At 43.1% G+C, this 26557-nt stretch carries 26 protein-coding genes and 1 pseudogene; 9 read left to right on the plus strand and 18 right to left on the minus strand.

Translation table 11 applies throughout. The features are described 5' to 3' along the window. Position 1: 1 nt before the first annotated feature. The 6 genes from HMPREF9378_RS01500 to HMPREF9378_RS01475 form a co-directional block, all read right to left on the minus strand. Positions 2 to 1666: a molecular chaperone HscC gene (locus tag HMPREF9378_RS01500; RefSeq protein ID WP_002901343.1), complete on the minus strand. Its 1665-nt coding sequence runs from the start codon at positions 1664 to 1666 to the stop codon at positions 2 to 4. 424 nt (positions 1667 to 2090) lie between these two features. Beyond that, the gene (lytR, locus tag HMPREF9378_RS01495) at positions 2091 to 3329 is read right to left on the minus strand and encodes a glycopolymer--peptidoglycan transferase LytR (RefSeq protein ID WP_002901344.1); all 1239 of its coding nucleotides are present in this window, start codon (positions 3327 to 3329) and stop codon (positions 2091 to 2093) included. A 7-nt stretch (positions 3330 to 3336) separates the two neighbouring features. Further along, a complete protein-coding gene (locus tag HMPREF9378_RS01490; protein ID WP_002901346.1) occupies positions 3337 to 3858 on the minus strand; it encodes a GNAT family N-acetyltransferase in 522 nt (173 codons plus the stop codon). After that, on the minus strand, positions 3851 to 4291 hold the full coding sequence (gene tsaE / locus HMPREF9378_RS01485; RefSeq protein WP_002901347.1) for a tRNA (adenosine(37)-N6)-threonylcarbamoyltransferase complex ATPase subunit type 1 TsaE: 441 nt from the start codon (positions 4289 to 4291) through the stop codon (positions 3851 to 3853). Before tsaE ends, HMPREF9378_RS01490 begins: the two co-directional genes overlap by 8 nt. 139 nt (positions 4292 to 4430) lie before the next feature. Then, complete coding sequence (locus tag HMPREF9378_RS01480) at positions 4431 to 5852, minus strand: NCS2 family permease (protein WP_002901348.1); 1422 nt, start codon at positions 5850 to 5852, stop codon at positions 4431 to 4433. A 145-nt stretch (positions 5853 to 5997) separates the two neighbouring features. Continuing rightward, entirely contained in the window at positions 5998 to 6627 is a 630-nt protein-coding gene (locus tag HMPREF9378_RS01475) for a DUF1361 domain-containing protein (RefSeq protein WP_002901350.1), read from the minus strand. Between the two features lie 96 nt (positions 6628 to 6723). Between HMPREF9378_RS01475 and HMPREF9378_RS01470 the strand changes: the two genes are divergently transcribed. The 6 genes from HMPREF9378_RS01470 to HMPREF9378_RS01445 all read left to right on the plus strand — a co-directional run bounded on the left by HMPREF9378_RS01470 (position 6724) and on the right by HMPREF9378_RS01445 (position 12473). After that, positions 6724 to 7536, plus strand: coding sequence for a Cof-type HAD-IIB family hydrolase (locus HMPREF9378_RS01470; protein WP_002901352.1), 813 nt, complete (start codon positions 6724 to 6726; stop codon positions 7534 to 7536). Positions 7537 to 7753: 217 nt separating this feature from the next. Beyond that, on the plus strand, positions 7754 to 8773 hold the full coding sequence (gene adhP, locus HMPREF9378_RS01465; protein WP_002901354.1) for an alcohol dehydrogenase AdhP: 1020 nt from the start codon (positions 7754 to 7756) through the stop codon (positions 8771 to 8773). 460 nt (positions 8774 to 9233) lie between these two features. Beyond that, the gene (locus tag HMPREF9378_RS01460; protein ID WP_002901356.1) at positions 9234 to 10229 is read left to right on the plus strand and encodes a mannose/fructose/sorbose PTS transporter subunit IIA; all 996 of its coding nucleotides are present in this window, start codon (positions 9234 to 9236) and stop codon (positions 10227 to 10229) included. Between the two features lie 44 nt (positions 10230 to 10273). Beyond that, the gene (locus HMPREF9378_RS01455; protein WP_002893578.1) at positions 10274 to 11080 is read left to right on the plus strand and encodes a PTS mannose/fructose/sorbose transporter subunit IIC; all 807 of its coding nucleotides are present in this window, start codon (positions 10274 to 10276) and stop codon (positions 11078 to 11080) included. Between the two features lie 18 nt (positions 11081 to 11098). Then, on the plus strand, positions 11099 to 12040 hold the full coding sequence (locus HMPREF9378_RS01450) for a PTS system mannose/fructose/sorbose family transporter subunit IID (protein ID WP_002893579.1): 942 nt from the start codon (positions 11099 to 11101) through the stop codon (positions 12038 to 12040). A gap of 70 nt (positions 12041 to 12110) precedes the next feature. Then, the gene (locus tag HMPREF9378_RS01445; protein ID WP_002901358.1) at positions 12111 to 12473 is read left to right on the plus strand and encodes a DUF956 family protein; all 363 of its coding nucleotides are present in this window, start codon (positions 12111 to 12113) and stop codon (positions 12471 to 12473) included. Between the two features lie 187 nt (positions 12474 to 12660). Here the strand turns inward: HMPREF9378_RS01445 and HMPREF9378_RS01440 are convergent, their stop codons facing one another. The 3 genes from HMPREF9378_RS01440 to HMPREF9378_RS01430 are packed head-to-tail and all read right to left on the minus strand — an operon-like array spanning position 12661 to position 14435. Further along, on the minus strand, positions 12661 to 13293 hold the full coding sequence (locus tag HMPREF9378_RS01440; RefSeq protein WP_002901360.1) for a GNAT family N-acetyltransferase: 633 nt from the start codon (positions 13291 to 13293) through the stop codon (positions 12661 to 12663). A gap of 13 nt (positions 13294 to 13306) precedes the next feature. Further along, complete coding sequence (locus HMPREF9378_RS01435; protein WP_002901362.1) at positions 13307 to 13885, minus strand: NAD(P)H-dependent oxidoreductase; 579 nt, start codon at positions 13883 to 13885, stop codon at positions 13307 to 13309. Further along, positions 13878 to 14435: a TetR/AcrR family transcriptional regulator gene (locus HMPREF9378_RS01430; protein ID WP_002901364.1), complete on the minus strand. Its 558-nt coding sequence runs from the start codon at positions 14433 to 14435 to the stop codon at positions 13878 to 13880. The genes HMPREF9378_RS01435 and HMPREF9378_RS01430 overlap by 8 nt, the downstream gene beginning before the upstream one ends. 310 nt (positions 14436 to 14745) lie before the next feature. On the opposite strand from HMPREF9378_RS01430, the gene serS reads away from it, so the two are divergent. Continuing rightward, positions 14746 to 16023 carry a serine--tRNA ligase gene (gene serS / locus HMPREF9378_RS01425; protein ID WP_002901365.1) on the plus strand — a complete coding sequence of 426 codons (1278 nt, stop codon included), beginning with the start codon at positions 14746 to 14748 and terminating at the stop codon, positions 16021 to 16023. A 142-nt stretch (positions 16024 to 16165) separates the two neighbouring features. On the opposite strand, the pseudogene tnpA reads toward serS, so the two are convergent. The 6 genes and pseudogenes from tnpA to uvrA form a co-directional block, all read right to left on the minus strand. Further along, positions 16166 to 16590: pseudogene (gene tnpA, locus HMPREF9378_RS0110985) on the minus strand (IS200/IS605 family transposase). Between the two features lie 220 nt (positions 16591 to 16810). Then, positions 16811 to 17242: a transcription antitermination factor NusB gene (gene nusB, locus HMPREF9378_RS01420; RefSeq protein WP_002901371.1), complete on the minus strand. Its 432-nt coding sequence runs from the start codon at positions 17240 to 17242 to the stop codon at positions 16811 to 16813. Then, the gene (locus HMPREF9378_RS01415; RefSeq protein ID WP_002896484.1) at positions 17235 to 17624 is read right to left on the minus strand and encodes an Asp23/Gls24 family envelope stress response protein; all 390 of its coding nucleotides are present in this window, start codon (positions 17622 to 17624) and stop codon (positions 17235 to 17237) included. The genes nusB and HMPREF9378_RS01415 overlap by 8 nt, the downstream gene beginning before the upstream one ends. A gap of 19 nt (positions 17625 to 17643) precedes the next feature. After that, positions 17644 to 18204 carry an elongation factor P gene (gene efp / locus HMPREF9378_RS01410; protein ID WP_002896485.1) on the minus strand — a complete coding sequence of 187 codons (561 nt, stop codon included), beginning with the start codon at positions 18202 to 18204 and terminating at the stop codon, positions 17644 to 17646. Positions 18205 to 18265: 61 nt separating this feature from the next. After that, complete coding sequence (locus tag HMPREF9378_RS01405; protein WP_002914318.1) at positions 18266 to 19327, minus strand: M24 family metallopeptidase; 1062 nt, start codon at positions 19325 to 19327, stop codon at positions 18266 to 18268. 153 nt (positions 19328 to 19480) lie between these two features. Continuing rightward, on the minus strand, positions 19481 to 22312 hold the full coding sequence (gene uvrA, locus HMPREF9378_RS01400) for an excinuclease ABC subunit UvrA (protein WP_002914319.1): 2832 nt from the start codon (positions 22310 to 22312) through the stop codon (positions 19481 to 19483). A 128-nt stretch (positions 22313 to 22440) separates the two neighbouring features. Here uvrA and HMPREF9378_RS01395 point away from each other — a divergent pair, with 128 nt between their 5' ends. Both HMPREF9378_RS01395 and HMPREF9378_RS01390 read left to right on the plus strand, forming a co-directional pair. Further along, the gene (locus HMPREF9378_RS01395; protein WP_002901377.1) at positions 22441 to 23385 is read left to right on the plus strand and encodes a magnesium transporter CorA family protein; all 945 of its coding nucleotides are present in this window, start codon (positions 22441 to 22443) and stop codon (positions 23383 to 23385) included. Between the two features lie 18 nt (positions 23386 to 23403). Further along, positions 23404 to 24078, plus strand: coding sequence for a DUF1129 domain-containing protein (locus HMPREF9378_RS01390; RefSeq protein WP_002901378.1), 675 nt, complete (start codon positions 23404 to 23406; stop codon positions 24076 to 24078). A gap of 17 nt (positions 24079 to 24095) precedes the next feature. Here HMPREF9378_RS01390 and HMPREF9378_RS01385 read toward each other — a convergent pair whose 3' ends face one another. The 3 genes from HMPREF9378_RS01385 to HMPREF9378_RS01375 are packed head-to-tail and all read right to left on the minus strand — an operon-like array spanning position 24096 to position 26552. Continuing rightward, a complete protein-coding gene (locus HMPREF9378_RS01385; RefSeq protein WP_002901380.1) occupies positions 24096 to 24305 on the minus strand; it encodes a DUF1648 domain-containing protein in 210 nt (69 codons plus the stop codon). Next, entirely contained in the window at positions 24305 to 25912 is a 1608-nt protein-coding gene (locus HMPREF9378_RS01380) for a hypothetical protein (protein ID WP_002914322.1), read from the minus strand. The genes HMPREF9378_RS01385 and HMPREF9378_RS01380 overlap by 1 nt, the downstream gene beginning before the upstream one ends. Then, on the minus strand, positions 25839 to 26552 hold the full coding sequence (locus HMPREF9378_RS01375; RefSeq protein WP_002914324.1) for an ABC transporter ATP-binding protein: 714 nt from the start codon (positions 26550 to 26552) through the stop codon (positions 25839 to 25841). The genes HMPREF9378_RS01380 and HMPREF9378_RS01375 overlap by 74 nt, the downstream gene beginning before the upstream one ends. Positions 26553 to 26557: the final 5 nt, after the last annotated feature.

Here is a 26557-nt window from a genome sequence, read left to right on the forward strand (position 1 = left end):
CTTACAACCCTCGTTCTAGATAATCTAAGTAACGAGAAAATGACTGGTAAACCTTAGGTAATTGATAGACAGACGCCTGTTTGACCTCTTCCTCAAATCTCTTTGTTTCCTCCATCAGATTATCTCTTCTCCTGCCGAGTAGCATACTATAGACGCGATTGGCCTTCTCAATCAAGAAGCGGTAGACCTCTGTCTCCTGTGCATTAATCTTATAGCGAGATAATTCAGATTGTTTGGCCTTGATTTCCTTTTCTGTCAGCGTAATACTATCTTGCAAGATGACATGGCTAAAGATTTCTTGAGTCGAGTCAATTTTCACTTCCACATCCAATATTCCATTAAGATCATAGGTGAATCGGACTGTAAAACCTTCATTAGCTCGATAATTTACAGGAACTGGAACTTCCAGTTCTCCTAAGAATAAGTTTTGGGTCGCCTTCATCATCTCGCCTTGGTAGACCTTTATCTTCACCTGGCTCTGTCCCATTTCAGCAGTATAGTAATGCTCCAACCGCGAAGCAGGGAGGGTGGAATTTCGCTCTATTATTGGTGAAAAATGATCACCGACTACCTTAATACCGAGTGTGAACGGGCAGATATCAGAAAGCAACAGGTCTCGTATCTCTCCTTGACGTTGCTTGATTCCTGCAAGGAGCGCACATCCTCTTGCAATCATCAGATCAGGATCATCAGATACTTGCACCTTTTGATCAATACAGTAAGATAGAAAATCCTGAACCAATCTCAATTTTGAAGTTCCTCCAACTAGGACAAAATTATCAGAGGTTACATAGCTAAAACGTGCATCCATTAAAGCGCGGTCTAAAACTGCCTTAACACGGGCTAACAGAGGTTGACAAAGCTCATAAAAACGCTGATAGGTCAAATTTAAAGAATATTTCTGTTTCTGGTCAAGTACTGACATTTTCACTTCTTCTTTGTCATTCAAGTCCAACTTAGTTTTCTCAGCTTGCACCAAAATTTTGCTATAGAATTCGCGCGAAATGGAGTCCTTGGTCAATTGATTGAAGACTAAAAATTCCTCAGCAATAGCTGCAGTGAAATCCTCTCCTCCCAAACGATTGTCACCTGCTATAGACACAATCTCAACAATATTATCAAACAACTCTACAACTGAGATATCCAGAGTACCTCCACCAAAATCGACTACAATGAAAGATTGATCCTCTTGATGACTCATGGAGCTTTTAGCAAGGGCAGCTGCAGAAGGTTCATTGATAATACGATCAATCTTAACCCCTGCAAATTTGCCTGCTAGTTTTGTCGCATAGCGCTGAGCATCATTGAAATAGGCTGGTACACTAACGATAACTTCATCAACTTTCTCTCCAAGATAAGTTTCTGCATCATCTACCAACTTTCGAATCACAAAAGAGCTTAATTCTTCAGCCTTATAAGTTCTATTTCCTAGTCTTAAGTCGTGCTTAGTTCCCATAAAGCGTTTAAATTGAGAAACAGTCTTGTCAGAATGAGTGACCAAGCGCTCCTTAGCGATTTTCCCAACTATGATTTCGTCATTATCGTCTAAGGCCACAACAGAAGGAGTCAAAAACTCTCCAAAAGCATTTGGGATCAGCTTAACCTGACCGTCTTGATAAATTCCAACCAAAGAATTTGTTGTTCCTAAATCAATACCTACAATCATACTTCTTCTAACTCCAAATTTTTATACATATTCCCATTATACAGGAAATATTCTATTTTTTTAAGAAAAATCTGCTAGTCATACAATACAAGCACGAAAAAATGTATGCAACTTTTTCTAGCTACATACATTTTTCAAGATATTTTTGTTTTTACATTCAAACTTGTTCATTTTTACTATTTCGGTTTGATTATACTATGAAACTTTCAAAAAATATTATAGGAAAAACTGCTGTCAGAAAACATTATTTCTTCATGTGCTTGTAGTGCATCACTTGCTAGATTCAATTCAATAATAACAAGAGAAGTTTGATATAATTGACAAATGTTTTAAAAAGAGAGAATCAATAACAACTTCACTTGATGTTACTTTTTGTCACCAACTACAATTTACAAAGAGCTGGCCTCTTTTTATATTTAACTTTCTACTCTGTAGTCGCATTGACTACTGGCTGACTTTGTGGGGGGCTGACACTGACATCTGCCGCTGGGGCAGAGGAAGCTGCTGGAGCAACCGGAGTCGTATTCGTAGTTCCAACTGTTGTATCTGTCGTCGGATAAGAATAATTTTCATAACCATTATTATAAGTAGGCTGACTATAAGAATTCTGGTAACTGCTATAGCTTTCTGTGCTACTAGATGTACTACTGCTATTGCTGCTTCTTAGACTATTGCCGCCCATAATATCTTCATAGAGAACAGCATTGGTCTTCAGACTCTTAACTGTGTCCAAGCCTAGAGACTTGCGGATTAGATTCTGCATGCTCAGCAGATGCTCCGACGTCACCAGCTGATAGCTTCCACCATCAGGCAAGGTCGCATCTTCTCCACGTAGTTGCTCGGACTTGATGTTCTTAAAGGCATCCTGATAGCCTAGCAGTTGTGGAATGCTTTTTGAATCAAGCGCGATATTGGTCTGCATGTTGCTGCTGACAGCTTTTAAAATAGCCTGATAATGGCTGACACTGTTGAGACTGAGAACTTTTTCAACCACTTTCTTAATTACTTCACGTTGACGCTTCTGGCGGCCATAGTCACCCTCTGGATCCTGATAGCGCATGCGAGCATAGACCAACGCCTGATCACCATTGATGGTTTGCTTGCCTGGTTCCACCTTAGCAGTATACTCAGGCTCATTATCTTCAATAGAAATTGGGAAGTCAAAGGTATTATTGACTTCAATACCACCTACTGCGTCTACTAACTGAACCAAGCCCTGCATATTAATCATCACATAGCGGTCAATGTGGATATTCATCAGGCTCTCAATGGTCGAAATGGCTAACTCTGCTCCGCCATTCGCATAGGCAGCATTCAGTTTGGCTTCAACTGTCTGACCGTTCTCATCAATCTGAGTCAAAATATCACGTTCCAAACTCATCATGACTGTTTTCTTGGTCTTGGGATTGGCACTCAGGAGAATCATGGTATCACTGTTCCCGACCCAAGTATCCTCGCGGGAGCCGCTCCCTGTATCTACACCCATCAGCAAGATAGTCATGGGTTTAGTCGCAGAAATGACATCTGTCTCATTTCCCAAGCCCTTATAAGTCTTGGATAGTTCATCTGTTGACTGACCATAAATCGTCCATGCATAAGTACCGATACCAGCTGTCGTTACGACAAGGAGGCTGAGAAACATCATTATAATCTTTTTAAACATATCTTTTTTAGTCTATCAGTTTACCCATCAGGTAAACATCAAGAAATATCCCTTCTTTTAAATAGGCTCCTCTTTTTTGTAAGCCTTCAATTTCAAATCCTAAATCTTTATAGAGATGAACTGCTCGTTCATTTCTAACCTGAACGCTCAATTCCAAACGTCGAATAACTTGAGAATCTTCTGCCCAAGTCAGTGCCTCTTCCAGCAATATGCGTCCCAGTCCTTGGTTCCAGAAAGTTTTCTTCACCACGACAAAGACTTGACCAATATGGCGAATTCGCTCATGGAAATCAGCTGTGATGCTGATAAGACCGGCAATCTCACCATTTAAAAGAGCCAACAGATAAAGCTGATTACTAGAAGCAGCCTGATGCTCAATGAATGAAGCCATCTCCTCTTGATTCATCAAGATTCCAGCCTCATCCAGCGTCATATAATCTGACTCAGACCCGACCTGATTGAGGAAGGCAATCAGCTCAGCAGCATCTGTTTTTTCCGCTTCACGCAAGCATAATTCATATTCAGTCATTCTGCAGTTCCTCAAGCAACTCTTGGGCTCGTGTTCCTTTGGCTTCAAAAACCAATTCACGCCCGTCTTCCTTTTTCAAGAGGCTTAATTTGAGATAGTCTTCAGGCAGATTTTCTCCCATCAGCTCTCCCCATTCAATGACCGTCACACCCTCCCCGAAGAGAAAGTCATCCAAATCAATGGAATCTGGATCGTCTCCAATGCGGTAGACATCCAGATGATAGAGCGGCAAGCGCCCCTCGTATTCCCGAACAATGGTATAGGTAGGACTTTTAATCATTTGACTGATGCCTAAACCTAGAGCCAGACCCTTAGTAAAGGTTGTCTTCCCTGCTCCTAAATCTCCCGTTAAAACCAGTACGTCCCCTGCCTGAAGCAATTTGCCCAGACGTTGCCCCCACTGGATTAATTCTTCCTCATTATGACTAAACATTCTCTTATTATACCAGAAAAAATTTTTTTCTGCTTAATTTTGCAAAAGAAAAATCAGCTACCAAAAGCCGATTTTTTATACTGAAAATATAAGCTATCCAAACTTCACTAGACACAAGGAAATCCAGCAATGTTTAGACCTAATTTAAAGCCAGATTTACGAAATTCAAAATAAAGAGAAGATCCAAAATCCAAATCATAGAATGCACATCCTTGGCTTGACCTTTGAAGACTTTAACCAAGGTGTAGGTGATAAATCCAGCTGCTATCCCGTGAGTGATAGAATAGGCAAATCCCATAAAAATAGAAGTAAAGAAAGCTGGAATGGCTTCTGCCATATCATCCCAATGGATGTTTTTCAGACTAGCCAGCATCATAATCCCCACGATAATGAGAATCGGTGCAGTTGCAGCATTAGGAACAATAGCCAAGAGTGGGCTAAAGAAGCTTGACACCGCAAAGCAGATGGCTACGACCAAGGCTGTCAGACCTGTTCGGCCTCCAGCTCCGATACCAGCTGCAGACTCCACATAAGTCGTCACGTTAGAGGTTCCAGCAATGGCGCCAATAGAGGTTCCAATGAGGTCCGAGTAAAGAGCCTTATCCAGACCTTCTGATTCATGGTTTTCCCCAGAAGTCGCCACAATCCCGACCTTTTCACCTGTCCCAATCAAGGTACCAATGGTATCAAAAATATCTGTCAATGAAAAAGCCAGAATAGCCATACATGTCTGGGGCCAGCGAGCTGAATCTGCTAAAAGGGCACCCAGACCTTTCGGTCCTACTGCCACCCCAAAAATCTGTCCCAGTTCACTTACAGCACTGCCAATGTTATTCTGCCCAAAGTCAATAGCTGACAAATCAACCAAACCAACCAGAATAGCCACAACTGTCGTTACTAGGATGGATAGGATAACACCACCCTTGATGTTTTTCACAATAAAGAAGATTGTGATGGCCAAACCGACCAAGGCTACGAGGACTGCTGGATTGTTAAAGTCTACCAGACCAGGAGTTGCTGCAGAATTAGCTGTAATAGCAGCTGCAGCCTTATCTGCTCCCTTGCCAGCTACTGTATAATTGCCCGGATCGATTGAAAACTTGAGCAAGCCAGCATTTTTAATACCTACATAGGCCAGAAAGACTCCGATCCCTGCTGAAATAGCTGCTCGCAAGGAGCCTGGAATTGACTCAATGATCATCTTACGCACCTTGGTCAAAGTGATAATGAGCGAAATAATCCCGCAGATAAAGACCATGGCCAAGGCTTCCTGCCAAGTATAGCCCAAGGCAAAGACGACCGTAAAAGTGAAAAAGGCATTCAACCCCATACCTGGTGCCTGCGCATAAGGCAGGTTGGCGAAGAAGGACATCATCAAGGTGCCGGCAACAGCCCCGATAATCGTAGCTAGGAAAACACCCTGCTTGGGCATACCTGTCTGAGCCAGCATAGCTGGATTGACGAATAAAATGTAGGACATAGCAAAGAAAGTCGTCAGACCAGCCAAAACTTCTGTACGGGCATCTGTCCCTTTTTCGGTCAGTTTGAAAAATTTATCCATTTTTCAATAAATCTCCTTTTGAGTAAAATTTCTAATATCTAGTTCAATAACAAAGAAAAATAGATTTAAATCTGTTTATTTACGAACGATATTTTAAATTATAATAAAAAACATTCACTTTTTCAAGATGAATGTCTCGCTTTTCTTATTTTTTATTATCTCTCATCAGAAATACCAAACTCATAAACTGCAAAAAAGTAAAACCAAGAATGAAAGGCAGACGATCAGGCTGCAAAGTTTGCAAGAGTTTCTGTAGAACCAGCTGAGGATGAAGCAATAAATCCCAGCTATTAAGGCGATCATAACGTCCTATGTAGATAGCCAGACTGGACAAAGCCGACAGAGCTGCCGTCAGCAACAAATCCAAATACCAGTTAAGCTTCCAGCCTTCCTTGATGACATACCAGCTCTCCATACCACAGAAAATACCGAACAAAATACTAGAAACAAAAGCTAAAAAGAGCAGGAAAACACTTGGCTTACTCAGAACATCTGCCACCCAAGTCATATGAATCAAATCGGTAATCATATAGAAAGTGTTGGGGAAGAAAAGCAACCACAAGAGGAAAAGAAGAGGATAGGTCCACTTCTGCTTCTTGAATAAAAGCGTCAAGACAGCTGCATCATAGCTGATTAAGGCCAAGGTCATATTCCAGATGAGATAGGTAGGACCGCCATTTAGAGATTGGATATAGATAAAAAAGGCAATCATCAGAAAAAGAGCATGAATCATGATCGGTTTACGCATACGAAAAGCTCCTCCTTGCTGTGTCATAATTGTGACTGATTAGAGCACCATTATAACATAAGTCGTGTTATTTACACTGAATTCTGTTATAATAGTCTGTATTATCACTGAAAAGAGACTCACATGACAAAAAAAGTAATCGCTGTGGACTTGGACGGAACCTTGCTGGATTCAAATAGCAATCTGTCTGATTTCACCAAAGAAACCATCAAAAAAATTTCCCAAAAGGGCCACAAGGTCATTATCACAACAGGCCGGCCCTACCGCATGGCTTTGAAATATTATAAAGAATTAGAGCTCAATACGCCCATGATCAACTTCAATGGCTCTCTGACTCACATTCCAGAAAAGAAATGGGACTTTGAAAAATCGCTGACGCTGGACAAGTCCTTTCTGCTGGATATGGTTAAGCGCAGGGATGAGATTGAAGCTGATTTCATTGCCGGCGAATACCGCAATAAATTCTATATCACCAATCCCAATGAAGAAATTGCTGATCCCAAGCTATTTGGCATCGATGCTTTTAAGCCTGAAAATCAGTTTCAAGCTAATCTGGTAACGGAGAATCCTAACGCCATTCTCCTGCAGACACGAGCAGCTGATAAATATGCTCTGGCAGAGGAAATGAATGCTTTTTACCAGCATGAACTTTCCATCAACTCTTGGGGCGGACCACTCAACATTCTCGAGTGTGCTCCCAAGGGTGTCAACAAAGCCTTTGCCCTTCAGTACCTGCTTAATGTTCTCAATGTAGACCGCAAAAATCTGATTGCCTTTGGCGATGAGCAAAATGATACTGAGATGCTGTCCTTTGCTGGCACTGGCTATGCCATGAAAAATGCCAATACTGACCTGCTGCCATACGCCGACCAGCAGTTGTCTTTGACTAACGACCAAGATGGCGTCGCCCACGAGCTAAACAAACTCTTTTTATAAAAGTAGACAATTAGGCAAACTCTGTTCGAGAGTTTGTCTTTTATTTTTTGTATTCTCTCGACCTCAATCATGCTCAAAAGCTTTAAAAATCGGAGCTTATCCGCAGTACCATAGTTTTAAAGGTTACTTTTACTTGAAATTGTAAGCGTTTGCTATTTGTTTGAGTTTGTGATATAATTAACATAATCGAAAACTAAATAACAGGAGGAAACTACTTATGAAAGCAGTTGTTGTAAATCCAGAAGGAACCAATGTCCAACTCATCGAAAATAAGGAACTTCGTCCTCTTGAAACAGGGGAAGCTCTCGTTGACATTGAATACTGCGGTGTCTGCCATACTGATTTGCACGTCGCGCATGGTGACTTTGGCAAGGTACCGGGCCGCGTTCTTGGCCATGAAGGTATCGGTATTGTCAAAGAAATCGCTCCAGATGTAAAAAACCTCAAAGTCGGAGACCGCGTCAGTGTAGCTTGGTTCTTTGAAGGCTGCGGCGCTTGTGAATACTGTACAACTGGACGCGAAACCCTTTGCCGTACTGTAAAAAATGCTGGTTATTCTGTTGACGGTGGGATGGCAGAGCAATGTATCGTAACAGCCGATTATGCTGTCAAAGTTCCTGAAGGACTGGATCCTGCTCAAGCTTCTTCTATCACTTGTGCCGGTGTAACGACCTACAAGGCTATCAAAGAAGCCCAGCTGCAACCAGGCCAATGGACAGTAATCTTTGGAGCAGGTGGATTGGGTAACCTAGCGGTTCAATATGCCAAGAAAGTCTTTAATGCCCATGTTGTCGCTGTTGATATCAACAATGATAAGCTAGCTTTGGCCAAAGAAGTCGGTGCTGATATCGTCATCAACGGCCATGAAGTTGAAGATGTCGCTGCTCTTATCCAAGAAAAAACTGGCGGTGCGCATTCTGCCGTAGTAACAGCCGTTTCTAAAGTTGCCTTCAACCAAGCTGTTGACTCTGTTCGTGCTGGCGGTCGTGTAGTTGCCGTTGGATTGCCATCTGAAATGATGGACCTCAGCATTGTCAAAACCGTTTTAGATGGTATCCAAGTCATCGGTTCCCTCGTTGGAACACGCAAGGACTTGGAAGAAGCCTTCCAGTTTGGCGCTGAAGGATTAGTGGTTCCTGTCGTTCAAAAGCGCCCTGTTTCAGATGCAGTGGATGTCTTTGACGAAATGGAAGCGGGTACCATTCAGGGACGTATGGTACTTGACTTCACACACTAATGCTTTAAAGCATGTCAATCCCAACATTTACCAAACTCTTGGAAACTAATGATGGACAGGCTTGATATTATTTAGAAACTTTTGCCATTATAGAGGGAGACTAAAGACATAAGATGCGATTTTCTGTCTTTGGTCCTCCTCTTTCTTTTTTGATAAATAAACACTTTCTCAAACAAAATTCTCTGCTTTCATTTCAAAAGTCTCTTTCATATTATTTCAACATTTTTTCATATATTAATCTGTTGTATTTTTATTTTCCTAATTTATTAAAACATTTCTATAGCTAAGGTTTGCTTATACCTATATTTATCAGGGGTTCAGCAAATACTGACATTTTTGAAAGAAAAAGTCGTTTTTAGGAACAAACGCTTGCATTTTTCATGAAAACGTTTTATAATAAACTTGCCTTAAAGTTTTCTTAAAACTTAAGTCAAACATTTTATAAGGAGGAATGTCAATAATGAGTATCGGAATCATTATTGCTAGCCACGGTGAATTTGCTGCTGGTATTCATCAATCAGGTTCTATGATTTTCGGTGAGCAGGAAAAAGTACAAGTTGTAACTTTCATGCCCAACGAAGGACCAGATGATCTCTATGCAAAGTTCAATGACGCTGTGGCTTCGTTTGATACGGACGATGAAGTGTTGGTCTTGGCTGACCTTTGGAGTGGCTCTCCATTCAACCAAGCTAGCCGTGTCATGGGTGAAAATCCAGACCGCAAGTTCGCTATCATTACAGGCTTGAACCTGCCTATGCTGATCCAAGCTTATACAGAAAGGATGATGGATGCCAACGCCGGCGTTGAAGCTGTTGTTGCTAACATCATCAAAGAAGCCAAGGAAGGAGTCAAAGCTCTGCCTGAAGAGCTGAACCCTACTGCTGAAGAAGCAAATGCTCCTGCTGCAGCTGCTCCAGTTGCCCAAGCTGCCATCCCTGAAGGGACTGTAATCGGTGATGGCAAGCTCAAAATCAACCTTGCTCGGATCGACACACGCTTGCTACACGGTCAGGTAGCAACAGCTTGGACGCCAGATTCAAAAGCAGATCGTATTATCGTTGCTTCTGACTCAGTAGCTCAAGATGAACTTCGTAAAGAATTGATCAAGCAAGCTGCACCAGGTAATGTCAAAGCCAATGTTGTCCCAATCGACAAATTGATTGCTGTTTCAAAAGACCCTCGCTTTGGCAACACACATGCCTTGATTCTGTTTGAAACTCCTCAAGATGCCCTTCGTGCTGTTGAAGGCGGTGTGCCAATCAAGACCCTTAACGTTGGTTCTATGGCCCACTCAACTGGTAAAACAATGGTCAACAACGTACTGTCAATGGACAAGGAAGACGTTGCTACTTATGAAAAGCTGCGCGACCTTGGCGTTGAATTCGATGTACGTAAAGTACCAAATGACTCTAAAAAAGATTTGTTTGATTTGATTAAGAAAGCCAACGTGCAGTAGAATCAAACGTTTTGCTTTTATTAATTTACGAAAGGATTTAGAACATGTCTATTATTTCTATGGTTTTAGTAGTCTTTGTTGCCTTCTTAGCTGGTCTGGAAGGTATCTTGGACCAATTCCAATTCCACCAACCGCTGGTTGCTTGTACCTTGATTGGACTGGTAACTGGTAATTTGGCTGCCGGTGTTATGCTGGGTGGCTCTCTCCAGCTGATCGCTCTTGGCTGGGCTAATATCGGAGCTGCTGTAGCACCTGATGCTGCCCTCGCTTCTGTTGCCGCTGCCATCATCATGGTACTGGGTGGAGACTTCTCAAGCAAAGGAATCGCTGTAGCACAAGGTGTTGCTATTCCACTTGCTGTTGCTGGTCTCTTCTTGACTATGATTGTCCGCACTTTGTCAGTCGGTTTGGTTCACGGTGCAGATGCTGCTGCGAAAAAAGGAGACATTAAAGGAGTTGAACGCGCTCACTTTATCGCTCTCTTCATGCAAGGAGCACGTATTGCTATCCCTGCAGCACTTCTTTTGATGATTCCTGCTGAGTCTGTTAAATCTGCTCTTGAAGCTATGCCAGCTTGGCTATCAGAAGGTATGCAAATCGGTGGTGGTATGGTCGTAGCCGTTGGTTATGCCATGGTTATCAACATGATGGCAACTCGTGAAGTATGGCCATTCTTCGCTATTGGTTTTGCTTTAGCTGCTGTCAGCGAACTCACTCTGATTGCCCTCGGTGCAATTGGTGTCGCTATTGCCCTCATCTACCTCGCTCTGTCTAAAAAAGGCGGAAATGGCGGTGGCGGAGCAACAGCTTCATCTAACGATCCAATCGGCGATATCCTAGAAGACTACTAAGAAAGGAGACACACTATCATGACAGAATTAAATACTGTAAAACCTGATGAGTCAGGAAAATTGACTCTTTCAAAGGCTGACCGTCAAAAAGTTTGGTGGCGTTCTACTTTCTTGCAAGGCTCTTGGAACTACGAACGTATGCAAAACTTGGGCTGGGCTTATTCACTGATTCCAGCTATTAAGAAGCTTTATACTAAAAAAGAAGATCAAGCTGCTGCTCTTGAGCGTCACTTGGAATTCTTCAACACTCACCCATATGTAGCAGCTCCAATCATCGGAGTTACACTTGCGCTTGAAGAAGAAAAAGCAAATGGTGCAGCAATTGACGATGCGGCTATCCAAGGGGTTAAAATCGGTATGATGGGACCTCTGGCTGGTATCGGAGACCCTGTCTTCTGGTTCACAGTTCGTCCTATCCTTGGAGCACTTGGTGCATCTCTTGCTTTGACTGGAAATATCATTGGTCCACTTATCTTCTTCTTAGCTTGGAATGCTATCCGGATGGCTTTCCTCTGGTACACACAAGAATTGGGCTACAAGGCTGGTTCTGAAATCACTAAGGACATGTCTGGTGGTATCCTCCAAGACATTACCAAAGGTGCTTCAATCCTAGGTATGTTTATCTTGGCTGTTCTGGTTGAGCGCTGGGTATCTATTAAGTTTGTCTTTAATGTTTCATCTGTTAAGCTAGATGATAAAGCATATATCCATTGGGACAAATTATCTAGTGGCTATAAGGGTATCCAAGAAGCCTTTGCTCAAGTAGGTCAAGGACTATCTCAAACCCCTGAAAAAGTTACAACTTTCCAACAAAACTTGGATTCCTTGATTCCTGGTTTGATGGGACTGCTTCTAACTTTCGCTTGTATGTGGTTGCTTAAGAAGAAAGTGTCCCCTATCACGATCATCATCGCCCTCTTCGTAGTTGGTGTACTAGCTCACGTTGCTGGTTTGATGTAATCAAAAAGAAGGTTTCGACCTTCTTTTTATTGTGGTATAATAGCTATATTATTTAAAAGGGAGTTACTCTATGGCACAGTCACAAAACAAAACAGTTAAGTTTAATACCACTGGCGTATCCTATCTTGGATTAGGCGGAAAGGTTGGGAAATTTCTAATCGGCGAGACAGCTCTGGAGTTTTATGCTGATGCCAATGTAGAAGATTATATTCAGCTGCCTTGGACTAGCATCACTACTATCGGTGCTAATGTTTCTGGCAAAAAAGTCAGCCGCCATTTTGAAATCTGGACTGACAAAGGAAAGTTTCTCTTTGCCTCCAAAGACTCTGGTAAGATTCTCAAAATTGCGCGAGAACATATCGGCAATGATAAGGTCGTTAGATTGCCGACTCTGTTACAAAAAATTGCTGGAATCTTTAAGAAGAAAAAATAGGGTTGAAAAAGTTTCTGCCCTATTTTTTATATTTCCGACTAAGACAAAACCAGCTTGTACCACCAAAATGGAGCTAGCACAAAAAATTGGAAAGTGAATCAGTCTGAGAATGCACTATTTCAGCCCCCTTGAAATAATGGGATGAAGTAAGCTGATATTATCAATGCAAGACCGCATCATTAGATTTTCAAAAAGGATAAACATCAGCTAAATTTTTCTCGAAAGTCCATGTCTTGACACCTTCAACATCACGGACATCTAGTTGTTTAAATCCGTTCTTTTTGTAAAAACGACAGTTGCTTTCTGTATGAGTAATCAAAGTAAGCCGCTGGCATTTCTCTTCTTTGGCAAGCAACTCAAGTCCTTTTGAGATAAAAAGACCACCAACTCCCTGCCCTTGATAATCAGGCAGCACACCCAGTAGTTCAAGATAAAGAGTTGAAACACTCCTTTTCTTAGCTTCTTTACTGCCCTCCCCAAAGACTTTTTGAAAGGCTAAAAGCTGGGGAATATATTGCCACATCCTCCATGCTCCTGCCCGCAAAAAGGAAAGTATACCGACAGGATGGTTACCGATCTTATGAATAGTAGCGACTGCCATAAGACGTCCGTCCACTTCAGCAAGTAGGCAAATATGATGACGCATCGCTGCCTTAACCATAACTGCATGCAATCTATTTAGAAAATCAATATAAGACTGACTGCTGCCAAAGAGAGGACGGAATTTTTCTCTGTAGATTTCATGCTCAGCAAAAGCAGCAGTTAAAACCGAGACTGCTGCAGCAAGATCCCTTTCATCTGCTCTTCTAAAACGAATCATGATAACTACCTCTTCAAATCTTTTCTGATAGTTTTTCTAAAAAAGCTTGACGTTTTTCAGCTGTAGACTGAGAAATATTCCCGAAATTCAACCAACGGCGCTGTCTAGCACCGATAGACTTAAAGGTATGTCCCAACATAGCTTTCTTGACGACGTCACCACAGAAATACTTAAGATAGAAGGTCGGTGCTGCAGAGGTAGTAATAGCCAATACCTCTTTAATATTGGTCAGACGACCAACTAACTGGCGAGTTTTGCTCTCCTCGTAAATCTTATTTTTCAAAAAGACCTTATCTTCAAATCCCTTGACAATAGCTGGCATATCCGCCCACCAGATAGGAAAAATCATGATAAGGCGGTCACAGGACGCAAGAGCTTCCTGATATTTTAAAACTAGTGGGTCTAGTGCCTGCCCCTTATTAAAAAGCGCTAGCTCTTCCTTGGTATAGACAGGATTAAAACCATCCTCATAGAGATCGACCAGTTCATAGGTCTGACCTTTCTTCTCCAACAAGTCCTGAACCTGCTCTAAAATAGCATGGTTAAAGCTTTTATCATAGGGATGTGCATAAACAATGAGATTTTTACTCATATTTGTAACCTCCTAGTAAATCATTGAACATTGAGCGATAAACTTCCTCATCAAAAGGCTCCAAGCCTTTAGCAATAAAATGCCCATAGCCTGTGATGAAGGTGTCCAGCTTGAGCAAAAGAATCTTTTTCTCTTTTTGACTCTCAATAGGCAGCCGATCCAGATAAACCACTGTCTTATTCCCGATTTCCAGAAGCTCACCTTTCCGGTAAGCCTCTGTCGCTACAGGGCTGAAAAAGAGAAAATCCATCATCTGACTGTTAGTTTCATATTCCGATAAAAGAAAGAGTCCTATCTGCCAAATGCAACCCAGAGGATCAGAGACTCCATCTAGATACTGCTCCTCTAAACGCTTAAGCTGCTTCTGGTTTTCCAAAAGACAGACCTGATAGTAAAGTTCCTCCTTATTCTCAAAAGCCTTGTAAAAAGCGCCAGTCGTAACCCCCAGCAGAGATGCCAGTTTCCTCAAGGGGATATTCTGATAGCCATACTCTCTGATAAGCTGGCTTGCCTTCTCAATCATACGGTCGCGCGTTGTTTGTTTTACCATAAGAACTCCTTTAGATAACTTCGTTACCTTTATTTAAAGATAACATAGTTATCTTTTTCTGTCAAGATTTTTCCTATCCTGGGATTTACATTTTCCATAAAATCCTGTATAATAGTCGAAACGGATAAGTACTATTGGGCACTTTTCAGAAAGTCTGCGGTGGCTGTGAGCAGATAAGGAGAAAATAGGAAATTCTACCGTTAGTTTAAAAATGAATAATTAAGCAAGTGCACTTTTGTGAAGTTGGATGGAACCGCGGCTATGCCGCTCCAACAGTTTCATAAAGTGCTTTTTATTTTTGGAGGTACCTATGTTAGATTTAAAACGCATCCGTACAGATTTTGATTCTGTCGCTGAAAAATTAGCTACACGAGGTGTTGACGCTGCTACCCTTAACCAAATGAAAAGCATTGACAAAGAACGTCGGGATTTGTTAGTCAAGGTCGAAGAACTCAAGGCTGAGCGCAATACTGTTTCTGCTGAAATTGCTCAAGCTAAACGCAACAAAGAAAATGCAGATGATAAGATTGCTGCCATGCAAAAACTCTCTGCTGAAGTCAAAACCCTAGACGCAACTTTGGCTGAGCTGGACGCTAAGTTGACTGAATTCACTACCACTCTGCCGAATATCCCGCACGAAAGTGTTCCTGTCGGAGCAGATGAGGACGAAAACGTTGAGGTTCGTCGCTGGGGGACACCGCGCCAATTTGACTTTGAAGCTAAAGCTCACTGGGATTTGGGTGAAGAACTGGATATCTTAGACTGGGAGCGTGGAGCAAAAGTTACTGGTGCTCGTTTCCTCTTCTATAAGGGGCTGGGAGCTCGATTAGAGCGTGCTATCTACAACTTCATGCTGGACGAGCATGGCAAAGAAGGCTACACCGAAGTCATCACTCCTTACATGGTCAACCACGATTCTATGTTTGGGACTGGGCAATATCCTAAGTTCAAAGAAGATACCTTTGAGCTAAGCGATACCAACTTCGTTCTGATTCCGACTGCTGAAGTTCCACTGACCAACTATTATCGAGATGAAATTTTGGACGGAAAAGAATTGCCAATCTACTTCACAGCTATGAGCCCATCATTCCGCTCTGAAGCGGGCTCTGCTGGCCGTGACACGCGCGGTCTCATCCGTCTGCACCAATTCCACAAGGTTGAAATGGTAAAATTTGCCAAGCCAGAAGAATCATATGAAGAGCTAGAAAAGATGACTGCCAACGCTGAAAACATCCTGCAAAAGCTTAATCTGCCTTACCGAGTTGTAGCACTCTGTACTGGAGATATGGGCTTCTCAGCAGCTAAGACTTACGACTTGGAAGTTTGGATTCCGGCTCAGAACACCTACCGTGAAATCTCTAGTTGCTCTAACACAGAAGATTTCCAAGCTCGTCGAGCTCAAATCCGCTACCGTGACGAAGCAGATGGTAAGGTCAAACTCCTTCATACTCTCAACGGTTCTGGACTGGCTGTCGGACGTACGGTGGCAGCTATCTTAGAGAATTACCAAAACGAAGATGGTTCTGTAACTATCCCAGAGGTTCTGCGTCCTTACATGGGTGGATTAGAAGTCATCGCGCCAAAATAATTCACCTCATCTAACAGATAGTTTGTACCAGGGATATAAGCCTAGCTCATATCAAAAGCTAGCACCAAAAGATGCTGGCTTTTACTTTGTTCAAGCTTCATTGCTCTTAACTCGTTACAAGCCTCTCAAAGAGGCGTTTGCATTACTTACCGCTACCCCTAATTAGATATTTACCTTCTTTCAAACTTAATCTATCCATTGCTATATTGTGCTTTTCCTGATCTTGCATATCTTTCTTGATTGTGGCTTCGTTGGGTTCAACTGTACTCATGTAATAGCTTTCTGCTCAAAAATACCTTTTCTCAAATTTATACTTAGGATTGACATGTTTACAAAACATCACAAGAGCACTTTTACCTTTCAAGTAACCCATAAAATTTAAAACACCTATTTTTGATGGGATACTCATTAACATATATACATAATCCGGAATAAAGTACCCTTCTATAATTTCAATATCTTTATAAACACATAATAGGTGGAATATTCTACCTAAACTACTTCGATATTGATTATAGATCACTTTTTATATATATTTAAGTGTAAACATAATGTGATAGAACACATCCACTTTATATGTGATAAACTATGTACTTTTTGTGATTTTTCCTCCTTTCACTTTACAATTGGCTTGAACACCTTTATTGTATCGTGTCTGGAGTTTTTTGATATAATCCTTGATACGCAATCGCATAGTGGGTGATTTATTTGTCTTGCACCTAACGAAGTGAGACAAACTGAATGTCACAAATCAAAAAAAGCCAAGACATTTGTCTCGACCTTCATTTTATTCAACGATAAATTTACTCAAAATCCCGTTAATAAACTTACTGGACTTTTCGTCAGAGAATTGCTTGGAAAGCTCAATGGCTTCGTTGACTGCTACCAGCTGTGGGGTATCAAACTCTGTAATCTCAAAGATCCCCAGACGCAGGATATTTTTCTCTACCAGCGTCAGACGATCCACTGTCCAGCCCTTTTTGAGGTGCTGGGCAATTTTCTTGTCCAAGTCGTCCTTGGACTGGACCACACCGGAGACCAGATTGAGCAAGAAGGCTGGAATATCAGCTTCCGCAGCTTTGTCTGCCTCTTCGTCCTTATCATACGAATAAGCAAAACGGCAAGCTTCTACAAGATCCCCTTCATACTCTAGGCTCATCAGGGCCTGAAAAGCCCGCTGGCGCAGACCTCTTCTGGATTCCAACAGTATATCAGTCATTGAGGAAGTCCTCATCAAATAGATCTTTCAAGTCTGGCTTAGGTGCCTTTTCTGGAACAATGCCTGCCACATGGATATTGACCGCAGACAGCTCTACCTCAGCCATATCAAAAACAGCGCTTTTTACAGCCTTCTGGATTGCTACTGCAACAGTCGGAACGCTGACACCGTATTCCAAATACAGATAGATGTCTACAGTCACATCACCTGTCTCATCTGTATGGAGCGATACTCCACGACCGAGTGAGCGCATAGAAAGACTGTCTGACATACTCTTATTTGCGAAGGAATAAACACCTTCTACCTTTGCCGTTGCAATGGCAATGATTTTTTCCAAAACACGTGGCGCAATGACGATTTCACCTAATTGTTCAGCTGCCATAGTTATTACCTCTTCTATATTATGCGCGAGAAACGTAAGTTCCTTCTGCTGTGTTGATGATTAATTTTTGTCCAACTTCGATGAAGTCTGGTACGTTGACAACAAGACCTGTCTCTAGTGTCGCTGGCTTACCAGATCCGGTAACAGTAGCTCCCTTGATAGATGGCTGAGTATCTGTTACGACCAATTCAACTGTTGTTGGCACAGTCACACCAATCACTTCTGTTCCGTAGAACTGGATTTTCACATCAGAGTTTTCAAGGATGAATTTCAATTCTTCTTCTACATTGACTACTGGAATTTCATATTGATCGTAAGTCTCAGTATTCATGAAATAAGCAGTGTCATCCATTTGGTACAAGTATTGAGCTGGAACAGTTTCAATAATGGCTTGTTCAAATTTTTCTTCTGGGCGGTAGCTGGTATCAAATGTAGAACCAGTACGAACATCACGCAATTTCATACGCATAATCGTATTTCCCTTACCTGGCTTGTGGTGGCTCGCTTCCAAAACGCGGATGAGTTTTCCATCAGCTGTTTCGAAGGTCATTCCAGCTTTCAGCTTACTTGCTTCAATCATTCTATATTACCTCTTTTTAAAATTATATTTCTACTTATTCTATCATAAAGCCTGATAATTCTCAAATAACAATCAACTCTTTCGGCGCAAGAGTTAGGACTTCACAGCCTGTTTCTGTGATGAGGAGATCGTCTTCGATGCGGACACCATATTTACCGTCCAGATAAATACCCGGCTCATCAGTCAGGACCATACCGGCCTCAATCGGCTCTTCTGACTTGCCAAAGTAAGGAATCTCATGGATGTCCAGGCCGATACCGTGGCCAATCCCATGGCTAAAGTAAGGACCGTAGCCAGCATCGTTAATAATCTGGCGCGGAATCCGGTCAAAATCAATTCGGCTAAGCCCAGCCTTGGCTGCTTCTATCAGGGCTTGATTGCTGCGCAGGACAATATCATAAATCTCCCGCTCCTCGTCCGTCACCTGTCCCACATGAACAGTCCGCGTCATATCACTGACATAATGATTGTAGTAGCAGCCAAAGTCCATGGTCAGGGTTTCCCCTTTTTGAATGACCTTGTCACTAGCCACACCATGCGGCATAGCAGAGCGGTAACCCGAAGCGATGATGAAGTCAAAAGAGGCACCTGAAGCACCTAGCTGGCGCATACGGGCATCTAAAAAGTTCATAACCGCCAGTTCTGTCGTCTCACCAGGCTTGATAAAATCCAGCACATCTAGGAAAGCTTGATCCGACATCTGACAGGCCTTGCGAATAGTCGCGATTTCTTGCTCATCTTTAATCATGCGCAGATTTTCAATAAAGGCTGTCATGGGAACCAGCTCGTAGGCCGAGAAGACACTTTCCAGCATTTTGAAGTAGGCATAGGAAATCTCGTCATCAAAACCGATTTTTTGCAGCTTGTCATCCGCAATAATCTTGACAATCTCACCAATCGCGTCGCGCGTTTCGATAATATCAAAACCTTGGACTACTCCCTTGGCAATCAGCGAATAGCGTGCATCCGTCAGGAAAATCCGACGATTCTTGCTGATGAAAACTGTCGCTTCTGTCCCGCTGAAACCAGTCAGATAGTAAATATTTTTCAGATTGGTTACTAAAACAGCGTCGCATTCTGTCTGAGCCAATGCTGCTTCAAACTTTTCAACTCTTGATAACATGAGCCACCTCCATGAAATAACTAAGCTTATTATATCAAAAAACCAGTCAAATAGGACATTTTTTTGACAAACCTTATCTAGGGCTTAGAATCCGACGAGCATTCTCTGACACGAAAAATCCCTATTTTTAATATAAAACAGGGATTTGACGAATTATTTCACGTGCAGCTTGCCTTTCAAGTACTGGCCGGTATAGCTGGCTGGATTAGCAGCGACTTCTTCCGGTGTCCCCGTCGCAATGATCGTACCGCCACCTACACCGCCTTCCGGTCCTAAGTCGATGATATGGTCAGCTGTCTTGATAACATCCAGATTGTGCTCGATAACGAGTACTGTATTGCCATCGCCCACAAAGCGTGATAACACATGAAGGAGCTTGGCAATGTCTTCAGAATGCAGACCCGTTGTCGGCTCATCTAAGATATAGAAAGACTTACCAGTCGAGCGCTTGTGAAGCTCGCTGGCCAGCTTCATTCGCTGGGCTTCACCACCTGACAAAGTGGTGGCTGGCTGCCCCAGAGTCACATAGCCCAGCCCTACGTCCTTGATAGTCTGGAGTTTGCGGGCAATCTTGGGAATATGCTGGAAGAATTCTACCGCATCATTGACCGTCATGTCCAGAACCTGAGCGATATTCTTCTCCTTGTAATGAACCTCTAAAGTCTCGCTATTATAGCGAGTCCCGTGGCAGACCTCGCAGGCCACATAGACGTCAGGCAGGAAGTGCATCTCAATCTTGATAATTCCATCACCCGAGCAAGCCTCACAGCGGCCACCCTTGACGTTAAAGCTGAAACGGCCCTTTTTATAGCCACGAATCTTGGCTTCATTGGTCTTGGCAAAGAGATCGCGAATATCGTCAAAGACTCCAGTATAAGTAGCCGGATTAGAGCGCGGTGTCCGGCCAATCGGACTTTGGTCAATATCAATCAGTCGATCCACATGCTCAATACCACTGATTTTCTTGAACTTACCTGGCTTAGCAGAGTTGCGGTTGAGTTTTTGGGCGATGGCTTTTTTAAGAATAGAGTTGACCAGCGTTGACTTGCCAGATCCAGAAACTCCCGTCACAGCGATGAATTTGCCCAAGGGGAATCTAGCCGTGATATTCTGCAAGTTATTTTCCTGAGCACCAGTCACTTCGATAAAACGGCCATTGCCTACACGGCGTTCCAATGGTACTGGGATCTCGCGCTTACCTGACAAGTATTGGCCTGTGATAGATTTCTTACTCTTAGCTACTTGCGCAGGAGTGCCGGCTGCGACGATTTCACCGCCGAAAACACCGGCTCCTGGTCCCACGTCAATCAGCCAGTCAGCCTCCCGCATGGTGTCCTCATCGTGCTCAACCACGATGAGGGTATTGCCCAGGTCGCGCATCTTCTTGAGGCTGGCAATCAGGCGGTCATTGTCACGCTGGTGCAAGCCAATAGAGGGCTCGTCCAGGATATAGAGGACGCCACTCAAGTTAGAACCAATCTGAGTCGCCAAGCGAATCCGCTGGCTCTCGCCTCCTGATAGAGTTCCTGCCGAGCGAGACAAAGTCAGGTAATTGAGGCCAACGTTATTGAGGAAGGTCAGGCGGTCGTGAATTTCTTTGAGAATAGGCCGAGCAATCGTAGCTTCATTGTCAGTCAAGCTAAGCTTGTCCAACTGAAGCAAATGATCAGCAATGGACAAGTCTGAAATCTCACCGATATGCAAGCCGTCTTCGCCGCCAACCTTGACAGACAAGGCCTGAGGGCTGAGTCGATAACCATGACAAGCCGCACAAGTCAGCTCATTCATATAAGCCCGCATCTGTGTCCGAGTAAAATCACTATTGGTTTCATGGTAGCGACGGTTGATATTGGTGACAACCCCCTCAAAAGGAATATCAATATCGCGCACGCCGCCAAATTCATTTTCATAGTGGAAATGAAACTCTCGTCCATCTGAGCCAAAGAAAATCAGCTGCTTTTCTTCCTCCGTCAGCTCCTCAAAAGGCTTATCCATATCAATGCCAAAGGCTGCCATGGCCTGCTCCAGCATCTGCGGATAGTAGTTGGAGGAGATGGGATTCCAAGGTGCTAGCGCTCCTTCGCGCAAGGTCTTGCCAGCTTCTGGCACAACGACATCTAGATCCACCTTCAGCTTAACCCCCAGACCATCACAGTCCGGACAGGAGCCAAAGGGCGCATTAAAAGAAAAGAGTCGCGGCTCTAGCTCTGGCACTGTAAAGCCACAGACTGGGCAGGCATAGTGCTCAGAAAAGAGAAGCTCTTGACCGTCCATGGTATCAATCACCACATAGCCCTCAGCAATCCGCAGAGCAGCTTCGACCGAGTCAAAGAGGCGACTGCGCACCCCTTCCTTGATAACAATTCTGTCTACCACAACCTCAATATCATGCTGCTTGCTCTTAGAAAGCTCTGGCACTTCCGTCACATCGTAAATATCGCCATCCACGCGCACACGGACATAACCGTCCTTCTGAATCTTATCAAAAACGGTCTTATGCTGGCCCTTTTTCTTGCGGATGACCGGGGCTAATATCTGCAGCCGCTGACGCTCTGGCAATTCCAAGACCTTGTCAACAATCTGTTCAACAGACGAAGCCGTAATAGCTCCATGACCGTTGATACAGTATGGAGTTCCAACACGAGCATAGAGCAGGCGCAGGTAGTCATTGATTTCGGTAGCTGTTCCCACTGTTGAGCGGGGATTTTTACTGGTCGTCTTCTGGTCGATGGAAATAGCCGGGCTGAGACCATCAATCGAGTCTACATCCGGCTTTTCCATATTGCCCAAAAACTGCCGAGCATAGGCCGATAGACTCTCCACATAGCGGCGCTGCCCCTCGGCATAGAGGGTGTCAAAAGCCAGACTGGACTTGCCTGAACCAGACAGACCGGTCACCACGACCAGCTTGTCCCGCGGAATTTCTACATCAATATTTTTTAAATTATGAGCTCGCGCTCCATGAATCACAATTTTATCTTGCATCTTGACCTCGTTTCACTTATAAACCTTCTCCATTATAACAAATTTTTCTGCAAACTTTTGCCCCAAAAGCCCGAATTTGTAGTATAATAGTACGGTATGCAAAAAACACTCTGGAAAGGAAAAAGATCATGAAGCAAGTCTTTTTATCAACTACGACAGAATTCAAAGAGATTGATGCGCTCGAATCAGGCTCTTGGATCAATCTTGTCAATCCTTCCCAGAGCGAATCAATCGAAATTGCCAACGTCTTTGGCATTGACATCACTGACCTGCGAGCGCCACTCGATGCGGAAGAAATGTCTCGGGTTACTATAGAGGATGAGTACACGCTGATCATTGTTGACGTGCCCATCACAGAGGAGCGGAATAACCAGACTTACTATGTCACGATCCCCCTTGGTATTATCATCACGGAAGAGGCGATTATCACCACTTGTTTGGAAAAATTACCTCTGCTGGACATCTTCATTCACCGGCGCCTGCGCAACTTCTATACTTTTATGAAGTCACGTTTTATCTTTCAGATTCTCTACCACAATGCCGAATTATATCTGACAGCCCTGCGCTCCATTGACCGTAAGAGTGAGCAGATTGAGAGCCAGCTGCACAAGTCCACGCGAAATGAAGAACTGATTGAGCTCATGGAGTTGGAAAAGACCATCGTCTATTTCAAAGCCTCTCTTAAGACAAATGAGCGTGTGATTAAGAAGCTGACAAGCTCCACCAGCAATATCAAGAAATACCTGGAAGACGAGGACTTGCTGGAAGACACCTTGATTGAGACCCAGCAGGCCATTGAGATGGCTGATATCTACGGCAACATCCTCCACAGTATGACTGAGACCTTTGCCTCTATCATTTCTAATAACCAGAACAATATCATGAAAGCCTTGGCTCTGGTGACTATCGTCATGTCTATCCCGACCATGATTTTCTCGGCCTATGGGATGAACTTCAAAAATAACGAACTGCCTCTCAACGGTGAACCTCATGCCTTCTGGATTATCATGTTCATCGCCTTTGCCATGAGTGCTTCGGTCATGGCCTATCTCATGCACAAAAAACTATTTTAACCTTTAGAAAGAACGCCTATGTCACAAGTATCCCTCGACAAACTCAGCAAAAAAAACAAAGAATTTATCCATATCGCGACTAACCAACTCCTACAAGACGGCAAATCCGATCAGGAAATCCAGACTATCTTAGAAGGCATTCTGCCGGAAATTTTGGAAAATCAAACCAAGGGAATCACTGCCCGCGGCCTCTACGGAGCCCCAACTACTTGGGCAGCATCTCTGACTGCAAAAGAGCGCTATGATGCCGAGCATCCAAAGGAAAATGACGATCCTAAATGGATGATGCTGGACTCTGTCCTCTTTATCTTTGGTTTCTTTACCCTCCTGACCTCTATCGTCAATCTGGCTTCCTCTCAGCCATCTGTCTATGGACTGACGACTCTCGTACTTGGAAGCATCGTCGGTGGCCTTTCTTTCTATGCTCTCTACCACTTTATCTACCGTTTCTACGGACCAGATAAGGACCGTAGCCAGCGCCCTAAACTGCTCAAGTCCATCCTTACCATGGCAGCAGCTATTCTCCTCTGGAGCATGTCCATCGTATTGACCAGCCTCCTGCCTGAATTCCTCAATCCCCGCCTGTCCAATGTCGTAGTTGCTATTGTCGGCGCTATTACCCTAGCCCTGCGTTTCTATCTCAAAAAACGCTTCAACATCAAGAGTGCGACTATGGGACCGACGAGATATTAATATCACACAAAAAGAGGTCAATGACCTCTTTTTGATTTGCTTCGGAAATATTTCCAATAAAGAGAGTAGGGAATGGGCAAACCAAGAATCAACCAAAAGCGATTGACAACAATGTCCGCCTTTCCTACCCTGTTAAAATGAATGGGGACCTGCTCTGGCAGCAGGCAGATAATCAGAAATATGATTACTGCTAAGAAAAACAAAACGAATAAATCTTTCTTTTTCATTAGCCATGGACCTCCTTAAAATATCCTTGTTTTATTAAATGCCTATAAAGGACGACAGCCAAAAGCAAAAGTCCAAGAGCTGAGATTCGCAGCGACATCTCCAAGTCCATACCAAATAGTAAGGAAAAGCAAAGAGGGAACACAAGAACCAAGATGCCAATTCCTCCAGACAAGATAGCCGAAAAACTTTGCTTAATAACAATCATTTCATTGTCCCAGATGAACTTAGGATAATGAAAATTGACCACAAGTCCCTGAAGAGCTGTAAATAGAGAATAAGGCAGTGAAATAAGGACCAAGTCCACTACTTGCAATCCTCCTAGCGAGAAACGCCAAACCAGAACAGGCAAGCCCAGCAGCAAGGCCACGAAATGTAAAGACACCGTCAAGGCCAGCTTTGCCATCATTATCTGCCTCATAGAAACCGGGAGCGTCTGAAGCAGCCAAATCTCTTCACCCTCTAAGGAAATACTGACAGCTGCAGGATTGGAAATACTGAGACAGCCAGCCAGTAATAGGGGTAAAAATTCTCGGCTATCGCTGAGTCCTATCGAAGAAAAGAGGACATCAGGACTCATAAAACAAAGTGAGATGGCTAAAACGATGATTAAAATAGTTCCCAGCCCACTATTGAGCATATAAAGATAGGAACTCACAAAATTCGCAAATTCTCTCCTATAAAGAGCCATAAAGGGAGACTTCTGCCAGCTTCTATAGACTTTGCTTTCTGACTTCACTCCTGTTATCATCTGATTCATTTTTAAATAATTTCTACTTAAATACCTTAGAAAAAGTCCTGTCAGCGCAAACGATATAAGCATCAACAAAAGGCTAGCCCACAAAAAATGCTGAGGGTTAAAAAACAAGCTTGCCGGAGGATAGAGAGAAGTCAGTTGCTTGGTAAGCAAGAGACCAACATTTTCTGCTGACATTCCTGCCCTCATAGCCCACATACTGCCTGTTGCCAGCCCCAAAAGCAAGAGAAGAGAAAAAAGGAAGGCAACTAGATTCTTATGAGGGGCCTTTGAGGCTATGTAGGCAACGCACAAGCCAAGTAAAGAGGCTAAACAGAGAGGTAAAAGAGGAACAAATCCCATTAAAAGCAGATAAAGAAGCAACTCCAACAAGGACGCACCATATCCAAACCAAACGAGGCCTGCTGGCAGCATGAGAAGGACAGCAAACACACTGTTCAAAAGATAAAGAAAAGCAGATTTCTCATAGACAATCTCTCTAATACTGAGCGGCAATACGATGAGCCTGTCAAGTTCCTCTTGGTCAAACAAGATACCATTTGACTGCATTAGACTAAAAAAGAAAATAATAAAACTAACCAAGGCAATCATATAGGCTGGTATCAAATTTGCCTGCCCCAACTTGACTAAACTCAAAGCCGTCAAAAGGTTATAGCCTGAAAATAGCAAAAGAAGAATGAAGAGCAGGCCAAGCTTAAAATACCTGCCAAATCCCCCTTTCCTTAAATCATTAAGCGAAAATGTGCTGTATAATTGTACTTTTAAAAGCAAAAGAATATTAGTCATCTTCCTGTAACTCCATAAATACTTCTTCCAAACTGGATGCCCCCTTAACTTCAGAGGTCCTTCCATTAGCCACCAAACGTCCCTTTTGCAGAATTGCTACCTTATTGCAGAGTTCTTCCGCAACCTCTAAAACATGGGTAGAAAAGAAAATCGCATGCCCTTGACTGGCTAGGTCTCTCATAATCTGCTTAAAATAATAAGCACCTTTCGGATCTAAACCGACAAAAGGTTCATCTAAAATCAATAGTTCTGGCTCATGCAGGAGGGCAGCTATTAGTGCCAATCGCTGCTTCATCCCATGCGAATAAGCTGATATCAACTGATCCAAAGACGTATCCAGCTCAAACATTTTAGAATACTTTTCTATAGCTGCTTGCCTCTTTTCCATAGAAACCCTATAAATGTCTGCTACAAAATCCAAAAACTGCCTTGCTGTCAGATTTTTATAAAGGTCTGGGTTATCCGGCAGAAACGCCATCCTTTTCTTACAAAGCAAGGGCTCCTTCCTGATAGAGTGCCCACAGATATAAATCTCTCCTTTATCAAAATCATGAATCCCTACAATGGACTTAATGGTGGATGTCTTACCTGCTCCGTTGGCGCCAATGAAGCCATAAATATCCCCAGGCTCCACCATCAGACTAAGATCATCCACTGCTTTTTTACCGTTGCTATATACTTTTGTTAAATGTTCTATTTTTAACATGAATT

The sequence above is a fragment of the Streptococcus sanguinis SK1 = NCTC 7863 genome (assembly GCF_000194945.1).
Taxonomy (GTDB): Bacteria; Bacillota; Bacilli; order Lactobacillales; family Streptococcaceae; genus Streptococcus; species Streptococcus sanguinis.

Bases quoted from the DNA above. Each gene is read 5' to 3' on its own strand.
- HMPREF9378_RS01395 (WP_002901377.1), top strand. From the start codon at position 22,441: ATGAAGCAAGTCTTTTTATCAACTACGACAGAATTCAAAGAGATTGAT.
- HMPREF9378_RS01380 (WP_002914322.1), bottom strand. From the start codon at position 25,912: ATGGAAGGACCTCTGAAGTTAAGGGGGCATCCAGTTTGGAAGAAGTAT.
- HMPREF9378_RS01455 (WP_002893578.1), top strand. From the start codon at position 10,274: ATGTCTATTATTTCTATGGTTTTAGTAGTCTTTGTTGCCTTCTTAGCT.
- HMPREF9378_RS01450 (WP_002893579.1), top strand. From the start codon at position 11,099: ATGACAGAATTAAATACTGTAAAACCTGATGAGTCAGGAAAATTGACT.
- HMPREF9378_RS01500 (WP_002901343.1), bottom strand. From the start codon at position 1,666: ATGATTGTAGGTATTGATTTAGGAACAACAAATTCTTTGGTTGGAATT.
- efp (WP_002896485.1), bottom strand. From the start codon at position 18,204: ATGATTGAAGCAAGTAAGCTGAAAGCTGGAATGACCTTCGAAACAGCT.
- HMPREF9378_RS01390 (WP_002901378.1), top strand. From the start codon at position 23,404: ATGTCACAAGTATCCCTCGACAAACTCAGCAAAAAAAACAAAGAATTT.
- HMPREF9378_RS01415 (WP_002896484.1), bottom strand. From the start codon at position 17,624: ATGGCAGCTGAACAATTAGGTGAAATCGTCATTGCGCCACGTGTTTTG.
- HMPREF9378_RS01470 (WP_002901352.1), top strand. From the start codon at position 6,724: ATGACAAAAAAAGTAATCGCTGTGGACTTGGACGGAACCTTGCTGGAT.
- HMPREF9378_RS01460 (WP_002901356.1), top strand. From the start codon at position 9,234: ATGAGTATCGGAATCATTATTGCTAGCCACGGTGAATTTGCTGCTGGT.
- tsaE (WP_002901347.1), bottom strand. From the start codon at position 4,291: ATGTTTAGTCATAATGAGGAAGAATTAATCCAGTGGGGGCAACGTCTG.
- HMPREF9378_RS01440 (WP_002901360.1), bottom strand. From the start codon at position 13,293: ATGATTCGTTTTAGAAGAGCAGATGAAAGGGATCTTGCTGCAGCAGTC.
- HMPREF9378_RS01435 (WP_002901362.1), bottom strand. From the start codon at position 13,885: ATGAGTAAAAATCTCATTGTTTATGCACATCCCTATGATAAAAGCTTT.
- HMPREF9378_RS01490 (WP_002901346.1), bottom strand. From the start codon at position 3,858: ATGACTGAATATGAATTATGCTTGCGTGAAGCGGAAAAAACAGATGCT.
- HMPREF9378_RS01430 (WP_002901364.1), bottom strand. From the start codon at position 14,435: ATGGTAAAACAAACAACGCGCGACCGTATGATTGAGAAGGCAAGCCAG.
- HMPREF9378_RS01445 (WP_002901358.1), top strand. From the start codon at position 12,111: ATGGCACAGTCACAAAACAAAACAGTTAAGTTTAATACCACTGGCGTA.
- HMPREF9378_RS01405 (WP_002914318.1), bottom strand. From the start codon at position 19,327: ATGTTATCAAGAGTTGAAAAGTTTGAAGCAGCATTGGCTCAGACAGAA.
- serS (WP_002901365.1), top strand. From the start codon at position 14,746: ATGTTAGATTTAAAACGCATCCGTACAGATTTTGATTCTGTCGCTGAA.
- lytR (WP_002901344.1), bottom strand. From the start codon at position 3,329: ATGTTTAAAAAGATTATAATGATGTTTCTCAGCCTCCTTGTCGTAACG.
- HMPREF9378_RS01385 (WP_002901380.1), bottom strand. From the start codon at position 24,305: ATGAAAAAGAAAGATTTATTCGTTTTGTTTTTCTTAGCAGTAATCATA.
- HMPREF9378_RS01480 (WP_002901348.1), bottom strand. From the start codon at position 5,852: ATGGATAAATTTTTCAAACTGACCGAAAAAGGGACAGATGCCCGTACA.
- nusB (WP_002901371.1), bottom strand. From the start codon at position 17,242: ATGACTGATATACTGTTGGAATCCAGAAGAGGTCTGCGCCAGCGGGCT.
- HMPREF9378_RS01475 (WP_002901350.1), bottom strand. From the start codon at position 6,627: ATGACACAGCAAGGAGGAGCTTTTCGTATGCGTAAACCGATCATGATT.
- uvrA (WP_002914319.1), bottom strand. From the start codon at position 22,312: ATGCAAGATAAAATTGTGATTCATGGAGCGCGAGCTCATAATTTAAAA.
- HMPREF9378_RS01375 (WP_002914324.1), bottom strand. From the start codon at position 26,552: ATGTTAAAAATAGAACATTTAACAAAAGTATATAGCAACGGTAAAAAA.
- adhP (WP_002901354.1), top strand. From the start codon at position 7,754: ATGAAAGCAGTTGTTGTAAATCCAGAAGGAACCAATGTCCAACTCATC.